General features: G+C 47.0%; 20 protein-coding genes and 1 tRNA gene. 12 read left to right on the forward strand and 9 right to left on the reverse strand.

What is annotated here, in order from left to right; genetic code table 11:
• Nucleotides 1-151 precede the first annotated feature (151 nt).
• From ACVLR6_RS04215 to ACVLR6_RS04225, 3 genes are all read left to right on the forward strand, one after another.
• The gene (locus ACVLR6_RS04215; RefSeq protein ID WP_455995889.1) at nucleotides 152-3,244 is read left to right on the forward strand and encodes a multidrug efflux RND transporter permease subunit; all 3,093 of its coding nucleotides are present in this window, start codon (nucleotides 152-154) and stop codon (nucleotides 3,242-3,244) included.
• A gap of 117 nt (nucleotides 3,245-3,361) precedes the next feature.
• On the forward strand, nucleotides 3,362-4,699 hold the full coding sequence (gene mgtE, locus ACVLR6_RS04220; protein ID WP_005176359.1) for a magnesium transporter: 1,338 nt from the start codon (nucleotides 3,362-3,364) through the stop codon (nucleotides 4,697-4,699).
• Between the two features lie 88 nt (nucleotides 4,700-4,787).
• Nucleotides 4,788-5,381, forward strand: a complete 594-nt coding sequence (locus ACVLR6_RS04225) for a DUF4112 domain-containing protein (RefSeq protein ID WP_455995890.1) — start codon at nucleotides 4,788-4,790, stop codon at nucleotides 5,379-5,381.
• 53 nt (nucleotides 5,382-5,434) lie between these two features.
• On the opposite strand, the gene ACVLR6_RS04230 is transcribed toward ACVLR6_RS04225, so the two are convergent.
• Entirely contained in the window at nucleotides 5,435-6,493 is a 1,059-nt protein-coding gene (locus tag ACVLR6_RS04230) for an RNA-guided endonuclease InsQ/TnpB family protein (RefSeq protein ID WP_034586922.1), read from the reverse strand.
• A gap of 20 nt (nucleotides 6,494-6,513) precedes the next feature.
• Here ACVLR6_RS04230 and tnpA point away from each other — a divergent pair, with 20 nt between their 5' ends.
• A complete protein-coding gene (gene tnpA / locus ACVLR6_RS04235; RefSeq protein WP_104490858.1) occupies nucleotides 6,514-6,927 on the forward strand; it encodes an IS200/IS605 family transposase in 414 nt (137 codons plus the stop codon).
• Between the two features lie 144 nt (nucleotides 6,928-7,071).
• Here the strand turns inward: tnpA and htpX are convergent, their stop codons facing one another.
• Nucleotides 7,072-7,977: a protease HtpX gene (gene htpX, locus ACVLR6_RS04240; protein WP_005176364.1), complete on the reverse strand. Its 906-nt coding sequence runs from the start codon at nucleotides 7,975-7,977 to the stop codon at nucleotides 7,072-7,074.
• A gap of 115 nt (nucleotides 7,978-8,092) precedes the next feature.
• Entirely contained in the window at nucleotides 8,093-8,935 is an 843-nt protein-coding gene (locus ACVLR6_RS04245) for a lytic transglycosylase domain-containing protein (RefSeq protein WP_034597413.1), read from the reverse strand.
• A 508-nt stretch (nucleotides 8,936-9,443) separates the two neighbouring features.
• Between ACVLR6_RS04245 and ttcA the strand changes: the two genes are divergently transcribed.
• Nucleotides 9,444-10,367, forward strand: a complete 924-nt coding sequence (gene ttcA / locus ACVLR6_RS04250) for a tRNA 2-thiocytidine(32) synthetase TtcA (RefSeq protein ID WP_005176370.1) — start codon at nucleotides 9,444-9,446, stop codon at nucleotides 10,365-10,367.
• A 216-nt stretch (nucleotides 10,368-10,583) separates the two neighbouring features.
• Nucleotides 10,584-10,967, forward strand: coding sequence for an SCP2 sterol-binding domain-containing protein (locus ACVLR6_RS04255; RefSeq protein WP_016659963.1), 384 nt, complete (start codon nucleotides 10,584-10,586; stop codon nucleotides 10,965-10,967).
• 71 nt (nucleotides 10,968-11,038) lie between these two features.
• Here ACVLR6_RS04255 and ACVLR6_RS04260 read toward each other — a convergent pair whose 3' ends face one another.
• A complete protein-coding gene (locus tag ACVLR6_RS04260) occupies nucleotides 11,039-12,154 on the reverse strand; it encodes an MltF family protein (protein ID WP_005176374.1) in 1,116 nt (371 codons plus the stop codon).
• Nucleotides 12,155-12,520: 366 nt separating this feature from the next.
• On the opposite strand from ACVLR6_RS04260, the gene greB reads away from it, so the two are divergent.
• Both greB and ACVLR6_RS04270 read left to right on the forward strand, forming a co-directional pair.
• Nucleotides 12,521-13,015, forward strand: coding sequence for a transcription elongation factor GreB (gene greB / locus ACVLR6_RS04265; RefSeq protein WP_005176376.1), 495 nt, complete (start codon nucleotides 12,521-12,523; stop codon nucleotides 13,013-13,015).
• Between the two features lie 90 nt (nucleotides 13,016-13,105).
• Nucleotides 13,106-13,195, forward strand: a tRNA-Ser gene (locus ACVLR6_RS04270).
• A gap of 649 nt (nucleotides 13,196-13,844) precedes the next feature.
• Here the strand turns inward: ACVLR6_RS04270 and ACVLR6_RS04275 are convergent.
• The 5 genes from ACVLR6_RS04275 to ACVLR6_RS04295 form a co-directional block, all read right to left on the reverse strand.
• Nucleotides 13,845-15,473 (reverse strand): ABC transporter permease, encoded by a 1,629-nt coding sequence (locus tag ACVLR6_RS04275; protein ID WP_180048271.1) that lies wholly within the window; start codon nucleotides 15,471-15,473, stop codon nucleotides 13,845-13,847.
• A gap of 80 nt (nucleotides 15,474-15,553) precedes the next feature.
• On the reverse strand, nucleotides 15,554-16,567 hold the full coding sequence (locus ACVLR6_RS04280; RefSeq protein ID WP_016659966.1) for an extracellular solute-binding protein: 1,014 nt from the start codon (nucleotides 16,565-16,567) through the stop codon (nucleotides 15,554-15,556).
• Between the two features lie 24 nt (nucleotides 16,568-16,591).
• The gene (locus ACVLR6_RS04285) at nucleotides 16,592-17,710 is read right to left on the reverse strand and encodes an ABC transporter ATP-binding protein (RefSeq protein WP_455995894.1); all 1,119 of its coding nucleotides are present in this window, start codon (nucleotides 17,708-17,710) and stop codon (nucleotides 16,592-16,594) included.
• A 312-nt stretch (nucleotides 17,711-18,022) separates the two neighbouring features.
• Nucleotides 18,023-18,715 (reverse strand): pirin family protein, encoded by a 693-nt coding sequence (locus tag ACVLR6_RS04290; RefSeq protein ID WP_005176460.1) that lies wholly within the window; start codon nucleotides 18,713-18,715, stop codon nucleotides 18,023-18,025.
• A 169-nt stretch (nucleotides 18,716-18,884) separates the two neighbouring features.
• Complete coding sequence (locus ACVLR6_RS04295; protein ID WP_005176462.1) at nucleotides 18,885-20,123, reverse strand: L,D-transpeptidase family protein; 1,239 nt, start codon at nucleotides 20,121-20,123, stop codon at nucleotides 18,885-18,887.
• Nucleotides 20,124-20,327: 204 nt separating this feature from the next.
• On the opposite strand from ACVLR6_RS04295, the gene hemE reads away from it, so the two are divergent.
• The 4 genes from hemE to ACVLR6_RS04315 all read left to right on the forward strand — a co-directional run bounded on the left by hemE (nucleotide 20,328) and on the right by ACVLR6_RS04315 (nucleotide 24,820).
• A complete protein-coding gene (gene hemE / locus ACVLR6_RS04300; protein ID WP_005176463.1) occupies nucleotides 20,328-21,398 on the forward strand; it encodes a uroporphyrinogen decarboxylase in 1,071 nt (356 codons plus the stop codon).
• 28 nt (nucleotides 21,399-21,426) lie between these two features.
• Complete coding sequence (locus ACVLR6_RS04305) at nucleotides 21,427-22,251, forward strand: DUF817 family protein (RefSeq protein WP_016659970.1); 825 nt, start codon at nucleotides 21,427-21,429, stop codon at nucleotides 22,249-22,251.
• Nucleotides 22,252-22,374: 123 nt separating this feature from the next.
• Complete coding sequence (locus tag ACVLR6_RS04310; protein ID WP_005176467.1) at nucleotides 22,375-22,845, forward strand: DUF3015 family protein; 471 nt, start codon at nucleotides 22,375-22,377, stop codon at nucleotides 22,843-22,845.
• A 76-nt stretch (nucleotides 22,846-22,921) separates the two neighbouring features.
• A complete protein-coding gene (locus ACVLR6_RS04315; protein ID WP_286422939.1) occupies nucleotides 22,922-24,820 on the forward strand; it encodes an Lnb N-terminal periplasmic domain-containing protein in 1,899 nt (632 codons plus the stop codon).
• Nucleotides 24,821-24,952: the final 132 nt, after the last annotated feature.

The following is a 24,952-nucleotide window of genomic DNA, read 5'->3' on the forward strand; positions in this document are numbered from 1 at the left end:
CAAAACTGCATTTTTTGATAGGTCGTCATAGAAGATCTATTTAGCTGTGGTAATTTGAGAAACCCTTTTAAGCTTTCTGATTTTGCTGATAAATTTGATGCTCTAGCAAGACTTAAATAACAACGCTGCCACCGAAAAGTGATCCTGTTTTATGCTGTCAAAATTTTTTATTGAACGTCCTATTTTTGCTGGAGTCCTGGCCATTATTGTCATGGCGTTTGGTATTTTTTCCATTTTAGGTTTGCCGGTCGAGCGTTATCCAGATATTGCACCACCCCGCATTACCGTGAGTGCTACTTATACTGGAGCTTCGGCAGAAACAGTGGAGGAGAGCGTGACCCAGGTGCTGGAGCAGCAGATTCGAGGGCTGGATCATCTGCTGTATTTTAGCTCGAGCAGTGATTCTTCGGGGCGCAGCCGTATCAGTATCAGTTTTGAAAATGGCACAGACCCAGATACCGCACAGGTGCAGGTGCAAAATGCGATTAACAGCGCCATTAACCGTTTGCCTGAAGATGTACAGCGCCAAGGCGTGAATGTGTTCAAATCTCTGGGTGATACCCATATGGTCATCGGGTTGTATGACAGCGCTGGTCACAGTTCCAATATTGAACTGTCCGATTATATGATGACCCATCTGGAACAGGATCTGGCGCGTATTGAAGGCGTGGGTGAGGTGGATGTTTTCGGTTCGCAATATGCCATGCGAATCTGGTTGAATCCTTTAAAACTGAAACAGTATGCCTTGATGCCAAGCGATATTCGGGCCGCTGTTGAAGCCCAGAATACCCAGGTGGCAGCCGGCAGTATTGGCGATTTACCCACCGCAACCGATCAGTATTTAAATGCCAAAGTCACCTCCGGTTCACGTTTAAAAACTGTCGAAGAATTTGAAAATGTAATTTTAAAGTCGGCCCAGGACGGCAGTTTTGTTTATTTAAAAGATGTGGCGCGGGTCGAGCTGGGGGCAGAAAATTATCAGTCCTTTAATACGATTAACGGCTATCCTTCAGCTGCGCTGGGCATCTCCCTGGCCTCTGGCGCCAATGCACTGGCGACCTCGGCTTTAATCCAGCAGGAAATTGATCATCTCTCCAAACAGTTGCCTGAAGGCTACAAGATAGTCTATCCACGCGATAATACGCCGTTTGTGAAGGAGTCGATGAAAGAGGTGGTAAAAACCCTCATTGAAGCGATTATTCTGGTGGTGATCGTGATGTTCCTGTTTTTACAGAACTGGCGCGCTACCTTAATTCCGACCATCACCGTACCGGTGGTGATTTTAGGTACCCTGACAGTGCTGTATGTGCTGGGCATGACCATCAATACCTTAACCCTGTTTGCGCTGGTACTGGCGATTGGCCTGCTGGTCGATGATGCGATTGTGGTCGTAGAAAATGTTGAGCGTTTGATGCATGAGCAGCAGCTTTCAGCCAAACAGGCGGCAATCCAGTCGATGCAGGAAATTAGCGGGGCACTGGTCGGGATTACCTTGGTGCTGACCGCGGTGTTTATTCCGATGGCATTTTTTGGTGGCTCGACCGGGGTCATCTACCGTCAGTTTTCCATCACCCTGGTGGCCGCGATGTCCTTATCTTTGCTGGTGGCACTGATTTTAACCCCGGCCTTATGTGCCTTAATTTTAAAGCCAAAGCAGAAAACCGCCCGATGGGCCGCCTGGTTTAATCAGAAACTGGAAAATCTGAAACAGCATTATCTGCGTTCTTCAAGCTGGACCCTGCAACATCGCACCATCTGTCTGGTGATTTTTGTGGCTTTAATCGGGGTATTTGCCTTGTTCTATCGAGCCTTGCCGACCAGCTTTATTCCAAGTGAAGATCAGGGCATGCTCACGGTGCAATTTAAGTTGCAAGAAGGCGCACCACTGTCAAAAAGCCGTGAAGTTGGTGAAACGATTCGTGCCTATTTTATTGAACAGGAACAGGCCAATGTTGATCTAGTGATGATTCGCTATGGCCGTAACTTCTCCGGCACTGGCCAGAACTTGGGGCAGGGCTTTATTGCGCTGAAACACTGGGATGATCGTCCGGGCAGTGACAATGCTGCGCAGGCAATTCGTGAGCGGGCCATGCAGCATTTCCAGCGTCATCCAGATGCGCAGATTATGATTGGGATGCCGGCCTCGGTACGCGGTTTAGGCCAGACCGATGGCCTGCGGTTCTGGCTGCGAGATTTAAATGGGCAGGGCCGTGATTATCTGGAGCAGCAATTCCAGAGCCTGCGCAGTCAGGCCGACCGTTATTCCAGCTTTGCCAATCTGGATAAAAAATCCAATCCGGAAAAAGCCGAGCTGAATGTCAATATTCATCAGAAACAGGCCATGGCCAATGGCCTGAGCCAAGGCGCGATTAACAGCACCTTGTCGGCGGCATGGGGCGGCAGTTATATCAATGACTTTATTGATCGTGGCCGGATTAAACGGGTGATTATGCAGGGTGATGCCGAGTTCCGTGCCACCCCGGAAGATTTGCAGGCCTGGTCGGTCCGTAATGCCAACGGGCAGATGGTGCCGTTTGGTAATTTCTCTACCCTGAGCTGGGGCGGCGGACCAGAAGTGGTGAACCGGTTTATGGGCTATACCGCACTGGAAATGGAAGCCGATACCGCAGCCGGTGCCAGCTCTGGTCAGGCCATGCAGGATATTCAGCAGCTGGTTGACCAGCAGGACGGTGTTGATCTGGCCTGGAGCGGCTTGTCCTTTGAAGAAAAGCAGTCCAGCAATCAGGCTTTATTGCTGTATCTGGTATCAATTGGTTTTATCTTCCTGTGTCTGGCAGCGCTGTATGAAAGCTGGACCATTCCAACTGCGGTGATGAGCGCGATTCCACTGGGTATTGGTGGTAATATCCTGTTCAGCTACCTGGCCGGGTTCCCGAATGATATCTATTTCCAGATTGCGCTGCTGACCACCATCGGCCTGTCCTGTAAAAATGCGATTCTGATTGTCGAGTTTGCTTCAATGGCACAGCAGCAGGGGCGCAGTGCCGTAGAAGCCGCACTGGAAGGAGCGAGTCTGCGTTTACGTCCTATTCTGATGACCTCGCTGGCCTTTGGGGCCGGGGTCATTCCGCTGGTATTTGCCTTTGGTGCCGGTGCGGTCAGCCGTCAGGAAATTGGCGTGAGTGTGCTGGGTGGGGTGATTTTCGGTACGGTTCTGGTGCTGATCTTTATTCCCTTTATGTATGTACTGGTGCGTTCGATCTTTAAACTGAAACAGGCCTGATCCGCCGGGTTTATACAGAGAAAAATGCTGCTGCTTCAGGGACACTGCGGCAGCACGCAGATGCAGTGCAAATCACTTTACATTTTAAAAAATAACCAAGAATAATGATGAGAGTTTATGCTGAATCCTTTTGAACTTCAGGCACTGGAACAGGCCATTTTGCAGCAGCATCCAGAGCGGGTACAGACCCTGATTGCGCATATGAATCCGGCCGATTTGGCGGTCTGGATTGAACAGCTGTCGCTGCAAGCGCAGGTTCGATTGATTCCCACCCTGGAGCAGGCCGCGCTGATCTTTGAGTTTTTGCCAAAAACTGTGCAGGCGCAAATTGCCGAACAGCTGGACCCAGCCGATTTGTTGCAGCTGATGAGTGCCATGCATTCAGATGACCGGACCGACCTGTTTAAAGGTTTGAGTCCGACGCTACAGCCGTGGATTCTGGCCGAGCTGGCCCCGGAAAAACGTCAGCAAATTCAGCAGCTGGCGGCTTACCCGGAAGAATCTGCCGGGGCGATCATGAGTTCGGATTTTGTGACTTTATCCCCAGAGCTGACGATCCAGCAGGCGATTGAACAGTTGCGTCAGGTGGCGGCAGACCGGGAAACCCTGTACCTGATTTATATTGTCGATGCGCTACAGCATCTGCTCGGTGTGGTGTCCTTGCGGCAGATTATTCAGGCCGCGCCAGAGGTACAGCTGCAGCATCTCATGACCACGGATCTGGTGATGGGCCAGGTCGATGAAGATCAGGAACAGATTGCCTGGAAGCTGGCGCATTATGATTTTCTGGCCTTGCCGATTGTTGATCAGGCGCAGCGTCTGGTCGGGATTGTCACCTATGATGATGCCATGGACATTGTCGAGGCCGAAACTACTGAAGATATTTTAAAATCCGGTGCGATTGAATCCTTGCCCAACCTGAGCCTGAAAAATGCACCAATTTTATCTTTATATCGCCAGCGCGTGTTCTGGCTGGTATTTCTGGTGTTTGGCAGTTTGCTGTCCGGTTTTGGGATTGCCCATTTTGAAGAGATTATTGCCGCGCATATTGTGCTGGTGTTCTTCTTGCCCTTGCTGGTCGGTAGTGGCGGGAATGCCGGGGCGCAATCGGCGACCTTAATGGTCCGTGCTTTAGCCACCGGCGATGTGCATTTTCGTGACTGGTTCTATCTGCTCGGGCGGGAAAGTCTGGTGGCGCTTTGTTTAGGTGGCACCATGGCACTGGCCGTGTCGGTACTGGGTTATGTGCGTGGCGATTTGATGGTGGCGGTGGTGTTGGCCTTAAGTATGCTGGGCATTGTGCTGATGGGCTGTCTGGTTGGCATGAGCCTGCCGTTTATTCTCAATAAGCTGAAACTGGACCCGGCCAGTGCGTCGGCACCTCTGGTGACCTCAATTTGCGATGCCAGCGGGGTGGTGGTTTATCTGTTTATTGCCTCACAGCTGTTGTTTTAGCCTGTATTTACAAAGCAGTAAAACGTTTGAGCAGCGCGCTCGAGTATAGTAAAAACATGACATAAATAGATAAAAATCAGGTTGATTCATGACAGAGCTGCACAGCACCAAACCCAAACTTTCCCGGCAAGAGGTGATTCGCCTGGAGCGTGATCTGGCCAAGTTTGCCAATATGATGGATTCGGTGGTGCGGATTCCGTTTACCAAACAGGGCGTGGGTGCTGATGCGGCTTTAAGTACCATTCCGGTGGCCGGCGATCTGGCCGGTTTTGTGCTGACCTGTTATGCAATTTATAAAGCCAAACAGGTCGGCGTGCCACAAGCCAAACTGAATCCGGTCATGAAGCTGGCGGTTATGGATGCGGTGGTGGGCTTTATTCCGATTGCTGGGACGATTTTTGATATTTTTATTCGCCCTAGCCGTAAGGCGCTGGATATTGTGCATGATCATATCCGGCAGGAATATGATATCCAGAGTGACCATCATGTGGTGCATCCTTTCTTGCATGAAAAACTGGAGCAGAAGCAGCAATATTCGGCATTCTGGCGTAATCCTGTGGTGGCCTGGCTGTGGATTCATCTTCCTGATTTATTAGGCCTGTTGTTCCTGATCATTCTGGTGGTGGCGACCTTGGCCGGGCTGCAATGGGGCTGGCAGTGGATGCAGGGTTTAAATCTTTAAGTAAGCTGTCATCATTCCAACCAGTATCTATCACACTTGACATCCTCTCCGACCTAAAGGACGGAGATTCCTCCTGCGAGACGCCCATGTCCGAGCGCAAGAATATTCAGTGCTGAGTTTATATCTCTATCGTGGAATGTACCGCACTCCACACACTGCCATTCTCTTATTCCAAGTCCTGCTCTACCTTTCAGACTACTGGAGCGTGAGCCGCAGCACGAGCAAGTTTGGGTGGTATAGGCTTCATTGACTTCTTCATACCATACCCCTGCGTTCTCGCATTTATACTTGAGCATGGTTCTTAAGGTCGTCCAACCTGCATCGAGTACAGACTTAGCTAATTTTGTCTGTGCCAATGCTTTGGCATTCACATTACCAACGAAGATGGCTGCATGTTCATTCACCAGTTTATGACTGAATTGATGCAGCATATTTTGACGTAGATTTTTGATCTTGGCATGAATCGCTTTGACACGTTTTTTATTTCTTGCTCTTTGAGCAATACCAAGTTTTTGTTCATATTGACGATAGATTTTAGGGGCTTTGAACTTTACACCATCTGAGCAAGTCGCAAGGTCTTTGAGTCCTAGATCAATGCCAATTGAGGTTTTAGCGGTGGTTTTCTCTGTTTTAATTGAATCAACCACAAGACATACATACCAACGCCCTCGGCTATCCTCGACAAACGAGCCTGTTTTAACATTGTATTTACTTAGTCCGTAACTGTCCCATAGCTTGAATTGATGCTTGCCGTATTGGACATACCCATCGGCATATTTCACCGCCACTTTTTTAAATGGAATCCAACCGAGAGAACGTCTAGCGTTTTTTTTGTTACTGACACGCCATTTTAGCTTGGCTTTTTTAAATTGCTTTCTTCGAGTAACTAATTCTTCCGCAACTGCCTGTATGGTTTGGCTGTGCAAATTGCACTCTTTTGATGTACCTTTCGTGTATTTAGCAATATCGTAAGCTGAAAAGAATTGTTGTTTTCTTTGCAAGTGTTTAAAACACAAATCATTGACATAGTTCCAGACAAAATTAACTTCAGATGCCAATTGGTCTAGCACCTTGCAATGTTTGTCTTTTATGCGTAATTTAAGTGTCTTCATCACTAAAATATATTTGGTCTATGGATAATAGTCAAGAGATTAGAACAGGTCGTCACTGTGTTTTTAATATGCACGTTCATTTAGTCTTTGTGGCTAAATATCGTAGAGATGTTTTTACCAAAGCTATGCTCGAAACTATGAATGAAGTATTCAAGCGCATTTGCTTAGACTTTGAAGCTAAGTTGGTAGAATTTGAGGGTGAGCATGATCATGTTCATTTACTTGTGAACTATCCACCAAAAGTAGCTATTTCTAGCTTGGTTAACAGCCTAAAAGGTGCATCTAGTCGTATTTTAAGAACTAAACACCCTGAAATTAAAAACAAATTATGGGGGAATGCTTTGTGGTCGCCTAGTTATTTCGCTGCATCGTGTGGAGGTGCTCCCATTGGGATTATTAAACAATATATCCAACAACAGCAAACACCGCATTAGCAATCCTAGCTAATCCCCACAAGGGGGACTAGCGGATTGCAACCTTATATCCCCGCCCTGAAGGGCGAGGTTTTACGGCTAAAGGGATAAAAACAAAAGCCTCCATATGGAGGCTTTTGTCTATTTAACGGTTGGGCATTATTATTAAGGCAGGTTTAACTGCTGTAATGCCGCCACACGCTGTTCAATGGTCGGGTGGGTCTGGAATAACGCTGCCAGACTAAACCCTTGTTCCTGACCGGCAGAAATCGCGAAGGCTTTCATTTCTTTTGGCATTGCATCTGGCATTTCAGATTCGGCCTGTAAGCGTAACAGGGCAGAAATCATGGCCTGTTTGCCAGCCAGACGGGCACCCGCTTCATCGGCGCGGTATTCACGTTGACGCGAGAACCACATCACAATGGCCGAAGCCAGAATACCAAACACGATATCCAGCACAATGGTAATCACGAAGTAGGCAATGCCTGGCGCTTCGCCATCTTCACGGCCAAATACGTTACGATCAATGAAATCACCGGCAACACGGGCAAAGAACATCACGAAGGCGTTGACCACACCCTGGATTAACGCCAGCGTAACCATGTCACCATTGGCCACGTGACCAATTTCGTGCGCCAGTACGGCACGTAATTCATCTTTGTTCATACGCTCCAGCAGACCGGTTGAAACCGCCACCAAAGCATCATTCTTGTTCCAGCCGGTTGCAAAGGCATTCGACTGATAAGAAGGGAAGATACCCACTTCTGGCATTTTAATGCCAGCACGTTGCGACAATTGTGCAACTTCATTTAATAACCACGCTTCAGCCTGGTTACGTGGGGCATTCGGGTCAATCAGCTCTGTACCGGTGGTTTTTTTCGCCATCCATTTAGACATGAACAGGGAAATTAAAGAACCGACCATACCGAAGACAAAACAGATGACCAACAGGTTGCCTAGATTTAAGCCACCCGCACCATGGTAACTACCGACACCGAAGAGTGACAAAATAATGCCAGCTACAACCAGTACCGCGAGGTTGGTTAGCAAGAACAAACCAATCCGCATCATTGAGTAAATCCTCTTAAAATGAAAATGTAATCTGATTCATAAATCATGCAAGTAAATATGCGGTGAATGTATTAAAAATTCAAGAAAAAATCGTGAAAATCAACAAAAAATCGTCTTAGTCCGAAATGGTGATTCGGGCTGCAGCAGAGGCATGTGCCGTGGCATAGGAGCGGACCGGTGCATCGGTAAAGCTGCCATCTGCGGCAACAATAATTTCACGCGATGGGCGTGCAGGCTGGGCTGCAGTTAAATGCGAACCAGAAGAAAGCGTATTGGATTGGGCCAGTAACGGTCCCTGATCGCTACTGCTGACACCACCGGCATACAGATTGTGATAACGGCTGGTCACGCGGCGCACATAGTCCTGAGTTTCACGGAAGGGCGGAATGCCACCGTATTTGGCGACATTGCCTTCACCGGCATTATAACCGGCCAATGCTAAGGATGTATTACCGTTAAAACGTTTTAGTAACCAGGCCAGATATTTGGCCCCGGCCATAATATTTTCATAAGGATCGTAGGCATTAGAAACCTGAAAACGTTTGGCAGTGGCCGGCATCAGCTGCATTAAGCCTTGGGCCCCGACCGGAGAGCGAGCATTGACATTAAAGCCGGACTCGGTGTGCATGACGGCTTTAATCAGCCCAGACGAAATACCGTGGCGCTGCGCGGCCTGCTGGATAATATGGTCAAAGGCATTTTTATTGCGACTATAGCTTGGTAAGACCGATGCTTCAGAGCTGCCCCAGTTGCTATAACGATGAATATTGCTGTCGGGATAATACGTCACTTTGACTTTTTTCAGGGACTGGTCTGAACTTTTACGATTGGTCAGCAGGGTAGAGCCATTATTGTCTTTATAGACATAAATCTGTCCGGCATGACTGTGCGATGCAACCGCAAGCAGCGTCACACATCCCCAAAAAGCCAGTTGTTTAAAATGTAATCTTTTATACATTATCGTATTCATTATGGTAACGAAGTTCATACTGTCCCCAAACAGGTGGTTTGAGTTTAACAAAAAAAACATTGATGAAAAGAGTCTTTACATTTATTTCCCCGTTTACTTTGTAAAAATCAAGCCCTGTTTGCTGACAGAACAATCAAAAAAAATATTTATTTTTTTTATTCTGGTCTGCTTGACACACTTAAACCATTGATTTTAATTATAAATAAAATTGATTAAAAAATGGTCAATTTAAATAGAAGCCTTCAATTGCAGGCAAGTGACCTTGTCAAGTTGTTTTAAATCCACAAAGTTATCCACAGCTTTTGTGGAAAACTGTGGAAAAGTCCAAAAGATAAGCATCTTGCTTAAAAGATGAACGCAAACGTTCAAACTAGCATAAAAATAAAGACAGCGAGATGACAAAAAATGACAAGCAGGAAATTACATTCTTTTGATGCGTGCCGGGACTGAATCGGCTAAAATTGCGCGGTATTTTTTTTATGGGTAAATCTCGTCTATGTTCTCGCCAGTTGAGTCCGATCAAGGATTTAATTTTAAACCAGAACTGCCAACCAGCTCTGCGTATTACCGTTTGCTGAAAAAGCTGCGTCGCCAGGTGGGTCATGCCATTCGTGATTACAAGATGATCGAAGACGGTGACAAGGTCATGGTGTGTATTTCGGGTGGTAAAGACAGTTATACCTTACTGGATATTCTGTTGCAGTTTAAACGTATTGCCCCGATTCATTTTGATGTGGTGGCGGTGAATCTGGACCAGAAACAGCCGGGCTTCCCTGAAGATGTGCTGCCGCGTTATCTGGAAGAAAATAATATCCCGTATTATATTCTGGAAAAAGATACCTACAGTATTACCAAGCGTCTGACCCCGGAAGGCAAAACCTACTGTGCAGTGTGTTCGCGTCTGCGTCGTGGTTCACTGTACGGCTTTGCCCAGGAAATTGGGGCAACCAAGGTGGCACTGGGGCATCATCGTGATGATATTCTGGCGACTTTCTTCCTGAACCTGTTCCATGGCGGCAGCTTAAAGGCGATGCCACCGAAGCTGTTATCTTCCGACAAGAAGAATATGCTGATTCGTCCACTGGCTTATGTGGAAGAAAAAGACATCATCAAATACGCGCAAATGCGCCAGTTCCCGATTATTCCATGTAACCTGTGTGGTTCGCAGGAAAATCTGCAACGTGCGATTATCAATGACATGCTGCGTGAATGGGACAATGCCCATCCAAAACGTCTGCACAGTATTTTTGGTGCATTGCAAAATGTATCACCATCGCAACTGGCAGACCGCGAGCTGTTTGACTTTGAAGCACTCGATAGCGAGCGCGAGTTTGACTTTAAAGGCAGTTATTCGCACGAGAATGAAGATGGTCAGTCCAACCGCATCAACATGGTCAATTTAGGCTATGCAGCTGACTAAATAGTCAAAAAAAGCATTGAACTTCAGTTCAGTGCTTTTTTTATATATTTGAATTATTTCAATATTGTATTAAAAATATAAAATTTGAACGCATCGTACAAAAAATCTTAGCCATCTTTTATGATTACATGCTATAACAGGTCACAAGCATCATTGCTTCACAAAAATGTTGTCTGGACAGGCGACACAAATGAACAAATAAATTGAGGAATAATCATGCCTGCTTTTTTATCTGATGATTGGTTTGCAACCGTAGAGAACCTGACGGCTCAAGCTGGTGACTTAAATTTACCACCTGCGCTTGCGAATCTTGCAATTAATTTGGTTGTTACGGATGCTTCAGGCAATACAGAATTAGCTTTAGACGGTGGCAAAATCCAGAAAGGATTGTCTGCAAATGCAAAAACAACCCTGAATATGGATGCTGAGACCTTACGTAAAGTGTTCCTGGAGTTTGATATGGCTGCAGCCATGCAAGCCTTCATGACCGGTAAAATCAAAGTACAAGGCGATATGTCTCAATTAATGGCATTGCAAACTGCAAAACCAAGCCAAGAGCAAAAAGACCTGTTCAAAAACGTTTTGGCGCAAACCACCTGATTGTGACCCGACACAAAAAAGCTTACCCGAAGGTAAGCTTTTTTTTGCCTTGAAGATCAACGGTGAAGCATTTAAATATTCACCAGCTGCGGCGTGGTCTTGATGTGTTCCAGATAGGCACGGATACGGGTCACGTATTGTAAGGCCTGACGATAACGTCCGTTCTTGGCTTTATTGCCGTCTAAGTAAGCATACAGGTTGACCCAGTTGTTCGGGTTTTTACCGGTGGCCTGAATACGCTTCTGAATCTGGCTCACGGCACCCGGACCCATGTTATAGGCCACCAGTGCATACCAGTTACGGTCTGGAAACGGAATATGCTTATAACGGTTCAGCATCAGGTTGTAATACTTGGCACCGCCCTGAATGCTCTGGGTTGGATCGGTACGGTTACTGACGCCCATGGCTTTGGCTGTGCTGTTGGTCAGCATCATCAAACCACGAACACCGGTTGGTGAAACAGAGTTCGGCTTTAAGTACGATTCCTGATAACCAATGGCCGCCAGTAAATGCCAGTCCAGATCATACTGCTGCGCAGTGCGCTGGAAGCTGGCCTTATATAAAGGCATGCGATTGCTTAAGTCACGCTGGATAGTATTCCAGGATTCCTGCTTAACCACATTCTGGTTATAGAACGAGGCCAGCTGGTTGATGGCACCGCTTTGTTTGCCACGGCAGACAAAGGCACTGGCGGTCTGGCTCAGCGGATCATCGGCATGTTTAAATACCCAGTTTAAATTGCTGTTTAGGCCATTTTTCTGCAAGGTGTTTAAATCGCCACAGGTGGCCGAAAAACCGGTCAGATGCTTGTTTTCAATGCTCTGAATACTGGCAGTGGTCATGGCAAAGTTGGCTTTACCTGACGCCACCCATTGCAACGCTGTCGCATTGTCCGGTACGGTTTTAAACTCGAGTTTGACATTCAGGCTATGCGCATAGTTGCGCACCAGGTCATAACCAAAGCCATGCAGATGCTGACTGTTCTGAAACACGGTGGTCGGATTCGAAACAGAAACCACGGTCAATTTATTGTGATTGACCACGCGATCAAACTGATACGCTGCTTTACTTGCATTAATACTATGAAACGGAATTAACGCACTGCTTAATACTAAGACTTTTAAAGGGAGAGAGTTGAAAAAAGAGTGAAGGCCAAGCCTCGACCCAGAAGTTGAACTACTGTGCATGTTGTCTCCGCTACAAGTAATTTATGCCCTACAAAGCAGGAGGCAAAAGGCCTCAGACTTTTTCAAGTTTGATAAATTCAATAAGAGGGTGGGCACTCATGACGTCATTCAAAATGACATGGGATGAAAGATAAAAAATGTGGCTACGCCACACAGGTTAAAAAATGATCATAATCAAAAGATGTGCGCATAATAAAGACCAAAATTTGAGTTGTCAAATTTTGTCCATAAAAAAATAAAAAACTGTTTCATAAGTAAATGATTCTATTTAGGAAAAATATTTTATAAACTTTAAAAGTGGAGTAATTGGGGAGAAGGCAGCAGTTTTTGGTAAGCTACAGGCATATTTTTCTGCTGTTAAAGGCCATGAAATCGAGCTTAATTACCCGTGGTGGACATGACAAACTGGTCGCGGAACTTCAGCATTTGTGGCATGAAGAACGCCCTGAAATTACCAAAAAAGTGAACTGGGCGGCCAGTCTCGGCGATCGTTCGGAGAACGCCGATTACCAATATAACAAGCAGCTGCTGCGCAAGATTGACCGTCGGGTACGTTACCTCGGCAAGCGGTTGGAAGAGCTGCGAATTATTGATTTTTCACCTGAACAGGAGGGCAAGGTCTATTTTGGCGCTTGGGTCGATATTGAAAATGATGATGGCGAGCAGAAAACCCTAAGAATTGTCGGGGTTGATGAAATTTATGATCATCATCCACAACATATTTCAATTGACTCGCCAATGGCGCGCGCCTTGCTGGGCAAAAGTGTGGATGATGAAGCAGTAGTGCAGACGCCATCAGGTGCAAAACACTGGTATATTGTCGACATTCGCTATGAAAAGTTTGAAAATTCAGCAAATTAAACGATTTTGATTTTATTTTGTACAGTCGGTTGCGAAAACCTGGAAAAATATTTGCCAAGTTAAAATTTTCTTTATATGATAGCCGCCATTGGAAGCGTGGCAGAGTGGTTTAATGCACCGGTCTTGAAAACCGACGAGGGTGTGAGTCCTCCGTGAGTTCGAATCTCACCGCTTCCGCCAAATTCAAAAAGCCCTGACATTGTCAGGGCTTTTTTTATTGCGCTCCGTTTTATTTTTATATTCTTTATATGGAGCTGATTTATTTTAAAGAGGAGAGCTAAACATATTTTATAGGTATTATATAAATACCTTTAAGATATATTATTTTGCTTCGAATATCTAAAAATAAAAATCCATAAAATATGAAAAACGAATATTTATATAGATTACTTTTCTATAAAATAATCATCGATAATCTTTCACCTGTCGCAATGTATATGCGACAGATGAAGATTAAAATCAATTATTTAAATTTTATAGGTTGACAGGGCTTTGTTGCACAAAGATTTCATAACTATATGATTTTAAAGGTTTTGATTATTTTTTGATCCAAAATTAAATTTATTTAAATCAGATGCTTACATATTTATGCAAAAAAGCCGTTATTATTGAATAATAAAAAAATAATTGGATTTAAGGATAATATTCTAAGCACTATCTGCCTAAACTATTTCTGAATAAAATTCTTTATCCCAAGCTTATTAAAAATCAAAAGTGTATCTCTATTTTATAAGGCTATTCTCTTTAAACGATTTTCACTATAAAAAGAGAGAAGGCTAAACTTGCACTCAATGTTGAAGCAGAGTTTAGCCAGTTCATCAAGTTCAGATTAACGTACAGTTTTCCCCAACCGTGCCAGTAAAATCACTGGAATCAGTCCGACCAGAACAATCAATAAGGCTGCAATTGCGCCTTCTTCATAGGTACCACGTGAGGCTTCGGCATATAACTGCGTGGCCAGGGTTTCCATATTCAGCGGACGTAGCAACAATGTGGCCGGCAGCTCTTTCATACAATCCACAAAAATCAGTAAGGCTGCTGAAATCAGTGCAGGACGTAATAAAGGCAAATGGATACGGGTCAGAATCCCGCCTTTGCTCTGGCCCAGATTACGTGCGGCATCATCAAAAACGCCATGAATCCGGTTATACCCCGATTCAATCCCGCCAATTGAAATGGCTAGAAAGCGTACCGCATAGGCGTAAATTAAGGTGAAACTGGTGCCTAAAAACAGCAGGCCGGTATCCAGACCAAGCTGGAATTCCAGAAAATCCGCTACGGCGTGATCAATCGCGCCCAAAGACAGCATCAGGCCAATGGCCAGTACGGTGCCCGGAATGGCATAGCCCAAACTGGCAACCCGGCTTAGCCAGCTGCTTCGGCTAAACCGTGCGGTACTCACAATCATAAAGCCAATCAGCATGGTCACAAAAGTGGCAATACTGGCTAAGGTAAGCGTATTGATTGAGGCTTGCAGCAGATATTCAGAGAAACCGGCATATTGTAAACGCTGATAAGATTCGACCAGTAAATGACTGATCGGAATTAGAAAACCAATAATCACCGGAATCAGCCCTAGGCCGAATAGCAGCCAGGCTTTGGCGCCGGTCACTGGCTGGGCGGGCATCAGCCGGCTACGCTGGGCCGAGTTCATATAGCGCTGTTTGCGTCGCCCCAGCCGTTCTACCAGTACCAGCAGGCTAATGATCAACAACATAAAAATTGCAATCTGGGCGGCACTGGCCAGATCGGACTGGTTGGTCCAGGTCGAATAAATTGACAGGGTCAGGGTTTTAATGCCCAGAAATTCGGTGGCACCAATATCATTGATGGTTTCCATCAGGGCCAGACTGGCACCAACCGCAATGGCCGGGCGAGCCAGCGGAATCGCAACCCGGAAAAATACCTGTTCCGGTTTTAATCCCAGACTGCGCGCTACTTCAATCAGGCTGGCTGACTGCATCAGGAACATGGCACGGGTGCTTAAATAGACATAGGGATACAGCACAAAACTAAGCAGAAAAATCGCGCCCCAGAGCGAGCGGATATTCGGAAACCAGAGCTGCTGCATTTCTAGCTGAAGCCAGTCCCGCAGCAGGGTCTGCACAGGACCAATCGGATGCAAAATATCAATATAGCTATAGGCAATAATATAGGTCGGTACGGCCAAGGGCAGTAACAATGCCCAGTCCAGAAAACCACGGCCACGGAATTGATAGGCCGTGACCAGCCAGGCACTGCCGGTACCAATCAGAATCGTCAGAATCCCGACACCAAGCAGCAACAGGCCGGTTTCAATCAGGGTGGGAGGAATCACATATTGCAGCAGATGGTCCCAAATCTCGCTATTGCCCTGTAAGGCCGTCCAGAGCAAAGCCAGCACAGGCAGACAGGCCAGCAGGGTAAACAGGCCACTGAGTGAAAAAAGTGCAGTTACAGGAGATTTTTTCTGGGTCATCGGGGGATCAACAGGCTGGACATGGACACAAGACTGATAGCACGAGCAGCAGTCTGCCCGCGCTATCTGATGATTCAGGTTTAGTGATTAAACTGGACTTTATCAACCAGCAGATTGGCTGCCTTACGATGGCGAGCAATCTCACTTAAACGCAGTGAATCAATATCTAACTTGCCGAAACTGGCGATAATCGGATCAATCTTCACGCCCGGTTTGACCGGATATTCATAACCACTTTGTGCATACATGGCCTGAGCCTGATCTGAGGCCAGGAACTCCAGTAACTGTACCGCTTCTTTGCGATTTGGCGCATGTTTGGCTACAACTGCACCTGAAACATTGACATGGGTGCCGCCATTTTTAAAGCGCGGTAACACCACATTAATGGCATTGCCCCAGCGCTGCTGTTCAGCATTGCCATTGCGCATGGTGCCCACATAATAGGTATTGGCCACACCAATATCACAGATTTTACCCAGAATATCGCGCGCCACATCGCGGTCACCGCCACTGGCCGGACGTGCCAGATTGGCTTTAACCCCACGTAACCAGGTTTCTGCCGCTTTTTCACCATGATGGGCAATATAGGCGGCAATTAACGCGGTATTGTAGGGATGGCTGCCCGAACGGATACAGATTTTGCCTTTCCATTGCGGATTGGCCAGATCTTCATAATGAATGGCGTTCAGTGGGGTACGTTCTTTGGAGGCATAGACTGCACGGGCACGCATTGACAGGGCATACCAGTGGCCATTGGCTGCACGTAAATTGGCCGGAATGGCATTATTTAATACTTTGGAATTCACGCGCTGGGTGAGGTCCGCTTCGACCAGATCCACCAGATTGCCAAAATCGACGGTCAGCATCACATCGGCCGGTGAACGGCGTCCTTCAGCTTTCACTCGCTCCAGCAGGCCATCTTTAATAAACACGGTATTGACCTTAATGCCGCTGCTTTCGGTAAATTCTTTTAATAAGGGCTGAATCAGCACCGGTTCACGCGTGGTATACAGGTTTACCTGCGCGGCTTGCGCCAGACCGCTCAGCGCCAGCAGGCCGCTGGCCAGCAGTGGAATTTTGATTGTTACTTTCATCGTTTTTCATTCCTTATTGTCAATTTAAAAAGCGTTGGCCACTTCAGCCGTGGTGGTTGTATGGGCTTTCGGCTGTGAATCTTGAGCGAAGAAAAAACACTGCTGCAGATCGAGGCGCACATAAACCTGTTCCTGATAAGCGGTGTGTGCCGGGCTGACCTGCGCCAGAATAATAGTCTCGGGGTCCAGTTGCAGGCGTAGCTGTTCGGCATGCCCCATAAAGCTGGAGGACAGCACGGTCGCCGGGATTGCACCGGTAGTCGGCTGGCTAAACACCTGCACCTGATGTGGACGGAAACAGCAGCGGATTGGCTCTTGGTGATGCGCCAGCACTTCACTGATGGGATGTGCGCCAAAACAGGTCTGTAATTGCTGCGCGACACGCTGCGCCGGAATTTCATTCAGGGCAGAAAAATAACGGGCGGCAAATAAGGTGGCTGGCTGCCGGTACAGGGCTTTAGGCGTACCGATCTGAATAATTTCACCCTGATGCATCAGGATAATCTGATCGGCAATTTGCAGCGCCTCTTCCGGATCATGGGTAACAATAACTGTGGTGGTGCCGGTCTGCTTCAGAATTTCGATGGTATTTTGCCGGATCTGGTCACGCAGGCGATGATCGAGATTGGAAAAAGGTTCATCCATCAAGAGCACCTGCGGTTTAGGTGCCAGGGCACGGGCCAGGGCCACGCGCTGCTGCTCGCCACCAGACAGGGTATAAGGATAACTGTGCAGATGATGCTGCATTGAAACATGCTGTAGCGCCTGCTCGGCCACCGCCTGACGCTGTGCTTTGGGCAGTTTTTTCAGGCCAAACATGACATTGTCCAGTACGCTTAAATGCGGAAACAGGGCATAGTCCTGAAACACCAGGCCAATATTGCGCGCTTCGGCTGGAATCTGTTGCTGTTCGCTCCACAGGATTTGCTGTTCAAGCTGGATTGAGCCACTGCTCGGGGTTTCCAGTCCGGCAATCAGACGTAACATGGTGGTTTTGCCACAGCCAGAATGGCCCAGCAGGCAGATAATTTGTCCGCGCTGTGCAGACCAGCTGGCCTGATGCACCGCAAAACGAGAGCCGAATTGTTTGCTCAGTTGCCGAATGGTCAAGACATTGGCCTGAGCTGCAGTGTAAGCATTCATGGTCAATTCACAGGATGATTTTTATGCAGTTATTATAACTGAGAATTTTTCTCATGTAGAGTATTTTTACCAATGAGAATGTAAATAGTTTCAGTTTTTTCTGGTTTTATCGGATTGAAGGCAATCGGCCGATTTTCTTCAGTTTATTTTCAGAGAGAGGTTTTTTTATTTGTTGTAACGCGTTCAGCTTAAACAGGCTGTTCACACTCAGGTAAAAGTCAATCAAGGCCAGTTTTAAGATATAAAAATAGCCGCTCGATGGAACGGCTATTGGGCCAAAATCATTATGACCCATGGGAGAGAAAAATTGGCTTATTTGCCCGGTAAGTCAAACCAGATCATCTGGCTTTCTTCGGTTGCCTGAATATCCGCATGTTCCGCGAATAACAGTGCATCACCAGCTTTAACCGTATGTTCACCAATCTGCACTTCACCACGAATCACATGCACATAGTTGAGCTGCTGGGTCGCCTGTACGTTTAGGCTTTGGCCGGCTTCAAGTACCGCGGTTTTCACTTCAGCCTGCTGGCGAATATGCATTGGAGCCTGTTCGTTCGGGCCAACAATCAGGTGCCATTGGTTCGGCTGTTCACGTGGGTCGAGTTTAATTTGCTGATAATTTGGCTCTGCATCACGCACATTTGGATGAATCCAGATTTGCAGCATATGCACTGGTACATCGCCCTGGTTGATTTCACTGTGCTGAACCCCGGTTCCGGCGCTCATCAGCTGCCATTCACCCGCACTGATATGCCGTTCATTGCCCATGCTGTCTTTATGTGAAATGGTGCCATCCAGTACACAGGTTAAAATTTCCATGTTGTCATGCGGATGGGTACCAAAACCATTGTGGGCAGCAATCCGGTCATCATTAATCACACGAAGCACACTCACACCCATGTATTTCGGGTTGTACCAGCTGCCAAATGAAAAGCTGTGTTTGGTGTCTAACCAGCCGGCTTTAACATGACCACGTTCTTCACTACGATGTAAGTAGGCGTTCATCAGATAATCCTCTAATTCTTTTTGAGCTTGAGGCTATCTTAGTGTTTTACCTGGTGCCTGTTCTAGGCATGGAATGCAACATATCGTTCCAGATTCGCAACGTCATAGATTCAAACCTCCGTAATCAAAAAAGCCTGCATCGGCAGGCTTTTTATGGGGTATAAGCAGATTATTCGAGGAATTTAACCGTAACCCCTGAACGGACTTTACGGCCCAGGTCGTTGGCATCCCAGTTGGTCAGACGGATACAGCCATGCGAATAGGATTTAGAAATCATCGACGGGTTTGGCGTACCGTGAATACCAAAGGATTTTTTGCTCAGACCAATCCAGATATTCCCCACTGGACCGTTTGGACCTGGTGGTAAGGACAGTGGCTTCATGTTTTTGCCCTGGATAAAGTTACTTGGCGAGTAGCTGTACCACGGGTTTGGTGCCACGCCAGTCACTTTATAGGTACCGGTTGGTGAAGGGGTGTTGGTATTCCCAATACTGGCCGGGAATGATGCGATCATCTGGTTGCGGCTGTTAAATAGATACAGCTGCTTAGCGCCTTTGTGCGCCACAATCAGGTGGATATCTTCCGGCAGGTCATTACGCACATTGGCCACAATCAGTTTTTGACCGGCTTTGTTAAAGTTGGCATTTGGATTGAGCTTTTTCAGGAAGTTCTCATCCATATGGAACTTTTCACCCAGCATTTCAGTGACGCTGGTGTAGTGCAGGCCTTTCATTTTGGCTTGCAGTGCATAATCGCCCGGAATTGATTTCACATACGGACCTTTCAGGTCATCTTCAGTAATGGTGTATTCCACGAAAGCCGGTTTTGAACCCTGACGGGCAATTAAAGCATCCCAGGTTTCCTGCGTCAGCACACCAGTCGGTTTAATCCCGTTCATCTGCTGGAAAGAGGCAATCGCTTTCAGGGTATTTTTACCGCTGGTTCCATCAATCGCACCCGGAGAAGCATGAGCATTATTGAGCATCACATGCGCGCGCGCATAGACCGGGAACTGGCCTTTGCCAATATTTTCATACCAGCTGGCATTGTTCAGGCCATCTAAAGTCCAGGAGGCTTTGGCTGGCGCTGTGTTGGCTGAAGTTGTTGCAGGCGCAGCAGTTGTCGGTGCGCTGCCGATATCAGCCTGGGTATCTTCGGCATTTTGCAGGTCTTCAAGGGTCGCTGAAGCCTTGTTTAAATCTTGTTCTTCTTGTTGCGTAATCTGCGTTTCAACTTCTGAAGGTACGACTGCCGCTGATGCGTCTGTTGCAAGCGGATCAATCGGATCTTCAACCGCTGTATCGCTAATCAATTGAGGATTCAACGGCTGTTCAGCAGTGGTTGCAGCCAGGGCTGTACCAGCAAACATGCAACTTAAACTCATTGCGAGTACTGTGCGAACGAACATGTAAGTCAACCTTAAGAATTATTCATTTACATTTTAAAAACTACACAAGTATTACAGAAAAAATGAGGAGATGCAGTATCTGTTTTGTGTAAATATCACTTTTATCTTTTACAGTCCGGCATTTTTAAAAGACTAAAGAAGTTATTAAAATTTCTGCCTTTTTGATATGATGGATGCAAGATTCAGTCGAAGTTAGGAAAGTAAATGACGGCCTTAAAAAATGATCGTTTTCTACGTGCCTTGTTGCGTGAACCCGTAGATACCACGCCGGTATGGATGATGCGTCAAGCAGGACGTTATCTGCCTGAGTATCGTGAAACCCGTGCCAAGGCCGGAGATTTTCTTTCCTTGTGCAAAAATACCGAATTTGCCTGTGAAGTGACCTTACAGCCTTTGCGCCGTTATGAGCTGGATGCAGCCATTCTATTCTCCGATATTTTAACCGTACCGGATGCTTTGGGCTTAGGTTTGTACTTTGAAGCTGGTGAAGGTCCGAAGTTTCATAAAACCGTGCGTACCGAGCAGGATGTCGCCAATCTGCCGAATTTTAATGCCAAGTCAGATCTGGACTATGTCATGAATGCGGTATCGACCATTCGTTCAGCTCTGGGCGGACAGGTGCCGTTAATTGGTTTTTCCGGCAGTCCGTGGACGCTGGCGACTTATATGGTTGAAGGTGGTTCAAGCAAGGATTTCCGCTTTACCAAGCAGATGATGTATGCCCAGCCGGAAGTGCTGCATGCCTTGCTCGACCGTCTGGCAGTCGCCGTGATTGACTATTTGAATGCGCAAATTGATGCTGGCGCACAAGCGGTACAGATTTTTGACAGCTGGGGCGGGGCACTGGCGCATCGTGAATATATCGAGTTCTCGCTGAACTATATGCAAAAGATTGTAGCGGGTCTGCAACGTGAAAAAGATGGCCGTAAAATTCCGGTCATTCTATTTACCAAAGGCGGCGGTCAATGGCTGGAGCCAATGGTGGCCACCGGTGCCGATGCCTTTGGTCTGGACTGGACCACGCCATTAAATGTGGCGCGCCAAACCGTGAATGGCCGTGCTGCCTTACAGGGCAACCTGGATCCAGCCACGTTATATGGAAGCCCGGACTCAATTGCCAAGGCGACCAAAGCCATGCTGGATGATGCCTATGCCCATGGTGAAAAAACTGGCTATATTGCCAACCTTGGACATGGCATTACCCAATGGGTGGATCCGGCCAATCCGAAAGTCTTTATTGATACGGTGCATGAATACAGTGCCAAGTACCTTTAAGAAGATGCAACAATATTAGGATTCAGCCTTGATCACAATTTTAAAATCAGGTTTTGAATTCACTTATAAGGCAGCTTCGGCTGCCTTATTTGGAATTTTATTGCTGATTGCTTTTGCTTTTACCGCCAGTCTGGGTAGCCAGGACTATTACGGTTTTTTCCGTTATGACTATTTGCTGTTTTATGCGGTCCTTATCCAGATTTTACTGCTGTATCTCAAGCTAGAATCCTGGGCCGAGGCCAAAGTCATTGCGCTGTTTCATCTGCTGGCGATGATTATGGAAATTTTTCTGACCCATCCGGCGATTGCGTCCTGGCAGTATCCGCAGCCGGCCGTATTTAAAATTATGACCGTGCCGCTGTTTGCCGGGTTTATGTATTCGGCTGTCGGCAGTTTCTTTGCCCGGTCCTTGCGTTTGTATCGGGTATCTTTTACTCGCTTGCCGGGTTTTGCCAATATGCTGAGTCTGGCGGTGCTGTCTTATATTAATTTTATGAGCAAGTTTTTTGTGCCGGATATCCGCTATGTGCTGTTTGCCTGGAGCGTACTGATATTCTGGAAAACCCGTATCCAGTTTGAATTGCAGCATCACCGGATGCAGCTGCCGATGTTACCGGTCTTGTTGTTACTGGCCTTTATTATCTGGATTGCAGAAAATATCAGCACCTTTTACCAGATCTGGCTGTATCCAAGTCAGGTCGACAGCTGGCATATGGTTGGCTGGGGCAAGTTGGGGTCCTGGTATCTGCTGTTATTGCTGAGTCTGGTGCTGGTCTTGAAAATTCTGGGTGATCGTCAGCCAAATGGCATCTGGCAACTGAAACCTGCGCACTTAAAGGATACAGAAAAATAATTTTTCCACTTTGGTATAAAGTGTTTTGTGTTCGCTGGCGGATGCGTTATCTTTAAACAGTGTAATAAAAATTACACATTGTGAAACAATAACAAACTCAGATAATAAATTCTGGAGACTTTTATGTTAAAAAAATTAGCTTTGGCAGCAGTATTGGCAGCAGGTTCAACAGCAGCATTTGCAGACGCTGATGCCGGCTGTGGTATTGGTTCTCAAGTTTGGGCAGGTCAGTCTGGTAAAGTGCCTAAAATTTTAGCTGCTACAACCAATGGTATTTTTGCAAACCAGTTGTTCGGTATTACCTTCGGTACTTTAGGCTGTAGCGGTACTGGTACTGTAACTGCGCAAGTGGTGACATTTACCAATGAAAATGCCGAAACGCTGGCGCGTGATATGGCTGTAGGCGAGGGTGAAAGCCTGAACGTACTGGCTGAATTACTGAGCATTAAAGCAGAAGACAAAGCACGTTTCTTTGCAGTGACCAAACAAAACTTCTCTGAAATTTATTCAGCTGACAACCAGACTTCTGTTGAAGTGCTGGCTTCTTTACAGTCAGTGATGGCACAAGACGACATCTTAAAAGCCTACGTCTAATTAAGCATCCCATAAAACCCTGTCTTCTGGCAGGGTTTTTCTCTATATAAGAACCGAATAAGAATTGATCTGCTGAATGAAACCTCTTGCTTTTGTATGTGCTGCTTTGTTATCTCCTGTGGCGTATGCCGCGACGTCTTCTCCTGAATCTTCAACGCCGGCACAGTTGTATATCCAGCGTGCTGAACAGCAGCAACTGGCACAGCAAAATACCTGGCAACGCCTAATGTATGCCAATACTTCCGGGCAGAGTACTGTCAGCTATGCCGGCTATTTTTTAACAGAGGCCAAAACACCCGATTTAAATCAGGAATTACAGGCGCATATTGCAGCGCTGTTTCAGCAGGCCGAGCCAAATCAATCGGTACAATGCCGTTTTCCGGCACGTAGCCGCTGGCTGGTGCAACAACTGAATATTCCACAGACGGAACTGGCTGCCGTGGCCTGTCCGGAACTGGATGAATGGATTGGTCAGATTCGTCCATACAAAACCACTTTAATTTATGCCACCGATTTTATGGGCAATCCCAGTTCCATGTTCGGGCATACCTTGCTGCGACTGGACCCGAAAGATCAGCAGGAACTGAACCTGATTTCCTATGCGGTAAATTATGCGGCCACAGTGCCGGGAGAGCAAAGCTGGTCCTATGCCTGGAAAGGTCTGACCGGACAGTATCCGGGTGAATATTCACTCATGCCGTATTACCGCAAGGTCAAGGAATATGGTGATCTGGAAAGCCGCGATTTATGGGAATATGAGCTGGATTTAAGCCCGGATGAAACCCGTTTTCTGGTGGAACATATCTGGGAAATGAAGCACGTCAGCTTTCCCTATTATTTTGTCAGTGATAACTGTGCCTATCGTTTATTGGGCCTGATTGATCTGGTCCGTCCAGAGCTGAATTTACAGCAACAGTTTAAAGTGGCGTCGATTCCAGTTGAAACCATCAAGGCACTGGCAGATTCAGATCTGGTCAAAGACACCGTGTATCGCCCGGCGCTAGAAACCCAGTTACTGGCTCAAGCCCGCCAGCATGGTACAGACCTGGCGCAAGCTGCACATCAGCTGGCTTTTGCCGAATCTGCCGATTTAAATACGTTATTACAGTCTTATACCGCATTAGAGCAGGCCAAAATACTGGAAATGGCCTACGATGATCTGTACCTGCAGTTTTTAGCCCGCAAGGTCGAAACCGGTTTTGCCCAGCCACGTTTACGCCAATTACTCAGCCTGCGAAGCCAGCTTCAGGTCGACAAGCAGCGCCGCGCGCCGGACGTCCCAAACGTTGATCCAAGCCAGGGCCATCATGCGCGTAACCTGACGCTAAGTACCGGTGAAGTACAGGGACAGTCCTTTATCGAACTGGGGCATCGGCAAGCCTATCATGATCTGCTCGATCCACAGGGTGGTTTTCGCACTGGGACTCAATTGCTATTTTTACAGGGTGCGCTGCAATATCGGGATGAAACCCTAAAACTGAGTCAGCTCGATGTGCTGGCGGTGAACTCCTATAACCCGATTACGCCGTTTAAAACACCATTGTCCTGGGGTTTTAATCTGGGCTGGACCCAGGAAGCGCTCGATCAGCATGGTCAGTTCAGCACTCAGGAACAGCATGGTGTAGCCAATTTACAGGTCCAGATGGGCTATAGCTGGGCCAGTGCCGACCGTGAGCATATTTGCTATGCCCAGCTACAAAACCATCTACAGGCCGGTAAAGCACTGGGTCGTGGCTGGCGCGTGGGTGTCGGACCCACCTTGGGCTGCCAGAATATCTGGAGTCGGCAGCTGAATAGTGTGCTGCAAGTGGAATTGCCATACTGGGAAGATGCCCAGCAATGGAATTTGAGACTGCACAGCCAGCTGCAATATGTGCTGAATCCGCAGCATGCGATTCGTCTGGGCTGGGAATATCAGCAGCAGGATCAACAGGACTGGCATCAGACCAGTCTTGGTTATGCCTGGTTCTTTTAAGCTGAAGTCGTGAAGTCAGGCTTGAAAATCCAGATTGTTATTAAGTGAATATTCATTTAATTCACAAAAGAATTGTCTTATGTGACAGCTGCGTTAAAATCTGCGCTGTAATTCATCTGTGTGAGGCGGTTG

This window comes from Acinetobacter sp. T63, from assembly GCF_053852345.1.